Source organism: Sulfurovum sp. bin170, from assembly GCF_010892395.1.
In the GTDB taxonomy this organism is placed as follows: Bacteria; Campylobacterota; Campylobacteria; order Campylobacterales; family Sulfurovaceae; genus UBA1140.
In genome coordinates, this window is sequence record NZ_JAACKB010000016.1 from 1 (window position 1) to 6,906 (window position 6,906).

Annotated in this window: 6 protein-coding genes; 5 read left to right on the forward strand and 1 reads right to left on the reverse strand. The window is 40.3% G+C overall.

The features are described from left to right. Positions 1–109: 109 nt before the first annotated feature. The 5 genes from GSY74_RS00510 to GSY74_RS00530 all read left to right on the forward strand — a co-directional run bounded on the left by GSY74_RS00510 (position 110) and on the right by GSY74_RS00530 (position 6,091). Complete coding sequence (locus GSY74_RS00510) at positions 110–844, forward strand: 4Fe-4S dicluster domain-containing protein (protein ID WP_164663147.1); 735 nt, start codon at positions 110–112, stop codon at positions 842–844. Continuing rightward, the gene (gene nrfD, locus GSY74_RS00515) at positions 844–1,791 is read left to right on the forward strand and encodes an NrfD/PsrC family molybdoenzyme membrane anchor subunit (protein ID WP_164663148.1); all 948 of its coding nucleotides are present in this window, start codon (positions 844–846) and stop codon (positions 1,789–1,791) included. The genes GSY74_RS00510 and nrfD overlap by 1 nt, the downstream gene beginning before the upstream one ends. 10 nt (positions 1,792–1,801) lie before the next feature. Then, a complete protein-coding gene (locus GSY74_RS00520; protein ID WP_164663149.1) occupies positions 1,802–5,149 on the forward strand; it encodes a molybdopterin-dependent oxidoreductase in 3,348 nt (1,115 codons plus the stop codon). A gap of 120 nt (positions 5,150–5,269) precedes the next feature. After that, positions 5,270–5,590: a CU044_2847 family protein gene (locus GSY74_RS00525; protein ID WP_164663150.1), complete on the forward strand. Its 321-nt coding sequence runs from the start codon at positions 5,270–5,272 to the stop codon at positions 5,588–5,590. 159 nt (positions 5,591–5,749) lie between these two features. Then, positions 5,750–6,091, forward strand: a complete 342-nt coding sequence (locus GSY74_RS00530; protein ID WP_164663151.1) for a hypothetical protein — start codon at positions 5,750–5,752, stop codon at positions 6,089–6,091. A gap of 51 nt (positions 6,092–6,142) precedes the next feature. On the opposite strand, the gene maf is transcribed toward GSY74_RS00530, so the two are convergent. Continuing rightward, positions 6,143–6,688, reverse strand: a complete 546-nt coding sequence (gene maf / locus GSY74_RS00535; RefSeq protein WP_164663152.1) for a septum formation inhibitor Maf — start codon at positions 6,686–6,688, stop codon at positions 6,143–6,145. Positions 6,689–6,906 lie beyond the last annotated feature (218 nt).

The window sequence follows — 6,906 nt, forward strand, 5'->3', positions numbered from 1 at the left end:
ACTTATAAAAAATGCTAGTATTTATACATTAGTAAAGATTATTTTGTTTCATTAGTTTTAGAATAATCTACAATAATAATAGTTATAACTTAAATAAATAGGAGGAAGCATGAAGTTAGGTTTTTTAGTCGATTTGAGCCTTTGCATGGGTTGCAAGGGGTGTGAAATCGCCTGTAAAGTTGAAAATGAAGTGCCACTAAGCTCGTGGCGTTTGCGTGTAAAATATATAGATGTGGGGACATTCCCTGATACCAGTAGGAACTTTACACCTCTGCGTTGTAACCACTGTGAAAACGCTCCCTGTGAGCGAATCTGTCCAGTATCTGCACTGCACTATCTGCCAAATGGAATTGTAAATATTGACAACAGCAGATGTATAGGTTGTGCTGGCTGTATGATGGCGTGTCCTTATGGTGCTATCTATATGGATCCAGAGACCAACACTGCTGACAAATGTACATATTGTGCTCACAGAGTTGAGGGTGGACTTGAACCTGCGTGCGTGGTTGCTTGTCCAGTTGAAGCAAATATATTTGGTGATGTCGAGGATGAGACTAGTCATATCTCTCGATACATTATGGAGCATCAAGGCAATGTACAGGTGAGAAAACCTGAAAAGCATACCAATCCAAAACACTATTATGTAGGTGGTGGAAACAATATACTCAATCCTCTGGCACATAAGAGAATAGAAGGTTATGGACTCTTTAATAAGATTACACATCTTGACCATATCGGTGACCCTCATCACTCTATGATTGATAGGTTCCTCTCTCCATCTGGGCATAATGATGAGTTAACAAATGATAGTCTGATAGAGTCTGCAACTAAAGGAGGAAAATAATGGTAGAGCATGGTATAGAAGCAACCCAAGCAATCGTAACGCTTGATGTTCCACTCCCAGGGATTATATGGGGATGGATGATTACACTTAATATGTGGGCAAAAAGTATCGGTACAGGTGTGGTGCTTGTGGGTGCATTTCTGCTTCATAGACACAAAAAAGAGGATATGCCAAATCTAAGATGGATGATGCCACTTATCTCATTTATAGCACTAAATGTTTTCTTGTTCTTTACACTTATCGACCTGCATCAGCCTCTGAGAATGATTAATATCTTCTTGAATCCAAACTGGTCAAGTGCGATTACTGTTGGTGCGTGGATGGCTTCGTTATTTACAGGATTGATTACACTTATGATGGCGATTGGATTCCTTGACCAACATCCTGATTTTGGGCGACATATTGGAATTGCAAAATCAATCAGAGAAAAATCTGACCTCTATGATAAAGTTTTTCCATTTGTAGTTTTTTTGGCTCTCCCTGTTACAATGTACACAGCTATTATTATGGCACAATCGAGTGCAAGAGAGTTGTGGGTAGGAGCCCCTGAGATGATTCAGATGTTACTTGCAGCCTTTATGGTTGGAAGTGCAACTCTTGTCTTAATCTCTGAAAAATGGTCTCCTGATGTGAAAAAAGATTTGGCAATGATATTGGCATTTTCTGTAGCGTTCTCATTTACAATGTATATGGGTGAGTATTTTTTCTCGTTCAAGGCAGCAGAGGTTGAAGCTACTTTAGCATTTGTTCATTCAGGTGGTGAGTATAATACACAGTTTTGGTTTGCTATGGTTTTAGGTTATATTATCCCATTTGTTATAGCAAAAGGAAGCATGAGAGATTACAACCCAACGCTAATGAGACTAGCAGCGATTACAACGCTAATTGGTCTCTATATGGCAAAAGATGTGTGGCTCAAAATTCCACAACTACTACCATTAAGTTAAGGAGGAAAATATGGTTAAAAAAATGAATAACAACAAATCTTCTTTCTTTGAGAGCAGAAGAACATTCCTAAAAGGAACAGCATACACAGTCGCAGGAGCGACAGTTGCAAAAGGTGTATTTGAGACGATTATAGATACACCTGCAATCGCTGACAATCATCAAAAAGTTACAGCACCTGTAAACTTGGAGCGATACCCAGACCCTGAAAAATGGAACAGTTACCATGAGCTTGATGGCAATGATTGGAAACGAGGCGGTGTTGCAAGAAAAGGCGTGAAGAGTGCAGATAACCCTGATGGAATCAAGCTAACAGAGTACATGCTTGTGCCTACATCATGCTCTAACTGTGAAGCATCTTGTGGACTTACTGCGTGGGTAGATATTGGAGTCTATAAAGAGACAAAAAATCCAAAAGACCTAAAAGTACGAAAGTATATGGGAAATCCACTCCACCCAGGAAGCCGTGGACGAAACTGTGCAAAAGGTTACGCAACTCAATCACAGATGTATGACCCAGATAGAATCCCTTTCCCACTAAAAAGAGCTCCGGGGAGCAAAAGAGGTGAAGGAAAGTGGGTAAGAACCACTTGGGATGAGGCGATGAGAGAGATTGGTACAAAGATGAAAACCACGCTAGAGCGAGGTGATGAGATTTCACGAAAATCAATTATGTACCATGTTGGACGACCAAATGAGAACGGTTTTGGTCACAGAGTTCCTCACTCTATGGGTTGTGATGGGTATGATTCACACACCAACATCTGTAGTGCAGGTGCAAGACAGGGAACTATCCAGTGGTTCAACGATGATAGAAACTCACCAGATTGGGCAAATTCGGAGCTGATTTTCCTACAATCCTCTCACGCAGCTGATGCGGGTCACTACTTCCAACAAGCAGCAGGTAGAATCGCAGAGGCTAGGAAAAAAGGTGCCAAGATGGTAGTACTTGACCCTAGAATGTCAAACTCTGCTGGTATGGCTGACCTATGGGTTCCATGTTGGCCAGGTACAGAGACAGCACTCTATCTCTATCTAGCCAATAGAGTTTTGAATGAAAAAGGTATCAATGGTGAAGATTTAGTTGACCACAAGTTTGTAAAGAACTGGTTCAATTGGGCAGAGATGATGGCAAACAAAGAGTACTTGGCTCTATTGGTTGAGAAAAATTACATCAAATCTGTGCCACAAGGTGACAGCTACGAAGACTTCATCGCAATGATTTCAGAGATGTACTCTGAGTATACACTTGATTTTGTAACAAAAGAGTGTAGAGTTGAAGCTAGAATTGTAGAGAAGCTTTATGATATGTTTATCGACGCAGGTGCTAGAGTAACAACCTATATATGGAGAGCAGGACCAATTGCTCACCGTGGTGGTTGGATGATTGCTCGGTCTGCATTTTTGGCTCTTGGTCTACGAGGTGCTATGGCAGGAGACAAAGGTGGTGTGGGAATGCACCATTGGCATGTTATCTCGGTCAATGGAAAAGGTGATAAGGCTGCTGTGGCAGGTGAGAGACCTCCAAAAGTTGATGTTTGGAATGAGATTGCTTGGCCACCTGAGTATCCATTGAGTTCATATGAGATGAGTCACATTATGCCTCACCTACTGCTTGATGATGAGTGGAGAGCCAAGTGGAATGCCAAAGGGCTTAAAGTTCCTGAAAAACTGGATGTTTGGATTCCACGAATGTATAACCCTGTTTGGATTAATCCTGATGGATTTAGATGGATTGAGGCTCTTAAACGAGAGGATAAAATAGGTCTATCATTTAACCTATCTCCAACATGGTCAGAGACAAACTGGTATTGTGACTTCATTTTGCCAGTGGGACTAGCAGGTGAGAGACATGACCAACACTCAGAGGCGACAGAGCCAAAGAGATGGTTAAGCTTTAGACAACCTGCATTGCGTGTTGCATTAGAGAAGATGGGATGGAAACCAAAAGACCCAACCAGAGCAACTCTAGAAGCTCACATCGCTGCTGGTCTTGGTGAAGTTTGGGAAGAGGTTGAGTTCTGGGCAAATATCATGACACATCATGTTGACCCTGATGGTAAATTGGGTGTTCGTAAGTTTTGGGCATCCAAAGCTGACCCAAGCAGAGCAGTGACGATTGCCGAGTGGTATCAAGCAGCGTTTGATAAGTTACCAAATCTTAAAAAGACAGCTAAAAAGCACTATCCTGACTCTAAGTATCCTAACTATGAGATGATGAGTGCGATGGGTACATGGCTAGAGGAGGACAATATCTTCAAACCACAAGAGCGACCTCTGAAAAAAGTAGGAGATACCTACCATGCTCATGGTCACCACTATAAAGAGGATGAGGTAACCAAAGATGCGTTTGGAACCATCACTGTCAATGGTAAAAAAGGTGAGAAGCATGGAACAATCGGCGTAGAGGTTGGGGGTGAGCTTAAACAAGGTTTCCATACACTAAGTGGAAAAGCAGAGTTCTTCTCTCAATGGTTTGCTGATTGGAAATGGCCAGAGTATGCAATTCCTATCTATCCAAAGAGCAAAGAGGAGCGAAAGAAAATGGTGCATGTGGTATCACAAGTACACCATGACTTTATGGAAAAAGAGAATGATTTTGCACTGAATACCGTATTTAGACTGCCGTATAATATTCACACTCGTTCGGTGAACTCTAAACATCTTATGGAGATAAGTCAAAACCATAATCCAGTTTGGATTAACACATCAGATGCTCATAGAATGAACATCAAACAGGGTGATGCTATCAAAGTGACTATCTCTGATACGGTCAGTGGATTAGAGTCAGGGTATTTTATCGCGATGGCTGTTCCAACAGAAGCGACCATGCCAGGTGTATTAGCCAACTCACACCACGCAGGACGATGGAAGCTCAAAAATGCTATTACCATCCCTGGGTTTGCTCACAAACTAGGAGTGATGGGTGTGGGTGCTCCACTCTATGAGATGACGATGGATGGCAAAATCGGAACGATGAAACCAACCCAAGGAATTGACGAGGGGATGATGGAGAACAAGGATTCGTGGCAGTTCAAAGAGTACAATAAAGACCTTGATAATATCTGGTGGGATGGACTAAGTGGCTCATGGCAAAATGCCGTGGCTCCTTCACATCCAGACCCAATCGCAGGTAACCACGCGTGGCATCAAAAAGTAAGCATCGAACTCGCAGGAGAAGATGACCAAATCGGTGATATTTGGGTGAACTATGATAATAATATGAAGGTCTATCAAGCTTGGAGAGATAAACTAACGCGACCTCTACAGGCAGGAGATAAGCTTAGACGACCGAAGCATATCAAACGACCTGCTGTGCCGTTGTCTCATAAGGCTTATTCGGTGGAGATTAAAGGCTAATCTCTTTAAATTTTGTGGGTATTTCTACCCACAAAAACTCTTATTTCTTCTCAAAAATTCATCTCAAATCAATAATTTTTCCAGTAAAATAACTTAAATCTACATTTTAAGGGGAACAAGATGTCAAAAAAACTAATCGAACTAGATAATGGACTGCTAATGGAGGTAGAAGTACCTCAAAGTGAAATAGAGATGATTTCAGGTGGAAACGGTGTAATTGAAAAGGTTGACGGCTCGATTGATACCATTAAAAATCTTCTAATCAAAAGCATTCGACCTATCGCTGAGACCTACAAAGAGCTTAACAAAGATATGATTGTAGAGAGAGCAGAGGTGGAAATAGGCATTAGTTTCTCTGCTGAGGGGAATATTTTTATCGCTTCAGGAAAAGGCTCTGCAAATCTAAAAGTAAAGTTGGTTTTATCTCCGAAAGGGGAGTAGATGAGCCCATCTACTAGCGATAAAGGAGATGAAAAGTTGGGCTATTTCTATGTGTTGGTTCTCTTTTTTTATTGGGGTATATTATGACTAAACATATATTTATAAACTAAGTTCCATAAATATATGTTACAATTCCTTAAAAAAGGTAATACTTAAGAGATGAATATAGAAAACAGTACTCCTATAAAAGTTGAAAATGCAACCGTTGAATTTGTAAAGGGAACAATGGGTCCCATAACCACATATCTATTTGACACGACAAAAGGTGGTCATCCAATGGTGAACGCTATGGCTGGTTTGGCTATTTTGAAAGAGAATGAACAACTCATTATGTTAAATCATTGTCCTCCCTCAGGTCTCTACCCTAAAATAGCAGATGAGTTTGACTACATAGACCACGAGCTTCCAAATGGAGTAACGCAAATAGTCTTTTCAAAAAAATCTAATGCTACAAATATAACGGATTTTTCTGCTACTAGTTGTAGTGGTGGATGTGGGTAATATTATAGATTTTTCTGGAATGTTAGTTCATTTCAGGTCTATTCTCATCTTTTACAACCATCCCATTAATCTTTCAACATTCAACCCCATTGCTGTACTCTCATATCCATTAACAGACTCTATATATTTTTTACAAAATCCCTCAACCATACATCCTCCAGCTTTTCCTTGCCACAATCCACCCTCTAAATAGTTCTCTAGGTCATCTTTTTCAAATGGAGCAAATTTATAGTAGGTAGCTGATATATCACAGAGATAAAAGGATTTGGTTTTGTAGTGCATAGCAGAGATGATGGCTATTTGTGAGCCACTTTGCATCTGCAAAATCCTTTTGGCATCATCTCTGCTTTTTGGTTTTCGCAGAATGGTTCCATCCGCTGTAGCTATAACAGAATCAGCAGTGAGGAGAGGAGTCTCTAAGCCAAACTCTCTTAGAGCTGATTCTAGTTTCCCTTTACTTGCGATATAGACAAAGTCTTTGGCTATTTTGGTTGTGATTTGCTCTTCATCATAGGTTGGGGCTTTTTGGATAAAATCTATATTGAATTGGTTTAGTAATTTTGCTCTTGATATGGAGTTGGAGGCTAAATGTAACATTTAATAAAGCTCCTTTTTTTGAGATTGGATAGTTATACCAACTTTTAACTTAGACCAAACATCAATCATTGAAATGGTTACCGTCTTAAAAATGGAAATTGGTATCCTGACGATAACAAGTAGGGTGTGATTGCTATCACACCTTCGATTTGCATAAGTGTATACTCTTCTTTTTTAAGCCTTTCGGCGAAATCTCTTTTTTGTGTAAATATTTTTAA

Bases quoted from the DNA above. Each gene is read 5' to 3' on its own strand.
- GSY74_RS00510 (WP_164663147.1), top strand. From the start codon at position 110: ATGAAGTTAGGTTTTTTAGTCGATTTGAGCCTTTGCATGGGTTGCAAG.
- nrfD (WP_164663148.1), top strand. From the start codon at position 844: ATGGTAGAGCATGGTATAGAAGCAACCCAAGCAATCGTAACGCTTGAT.
- GSY74_RS00520 (WP_164663149.1), top strand. From the start codon at position 1,802: ATGGTTAAAAAAATGAATAACAACAAATCTTCTTTCTTTGAGAGCAGA.
- GSY74_RS00525 (WP_164663150.1), top strand. From the start codon at position 5,270: ATGTCAAAAAAACTAATCGAACTAGATAATGGACTGCTAATGGAGGTA.
- GSY74_RS00530 (WP_164663151.1), top strand. From the start codon at position 5,750: ATGAATATAGAAAACAGTACTCCTATAAAAGTTGAAAATGCAACCGTT.
- maf (WP_164663152.1), bottom strand. From the start codon at position 6,688: ATGTTACATTTAGCCTCCAACTCCATATCAAGAGCAAAATTACTAAAC.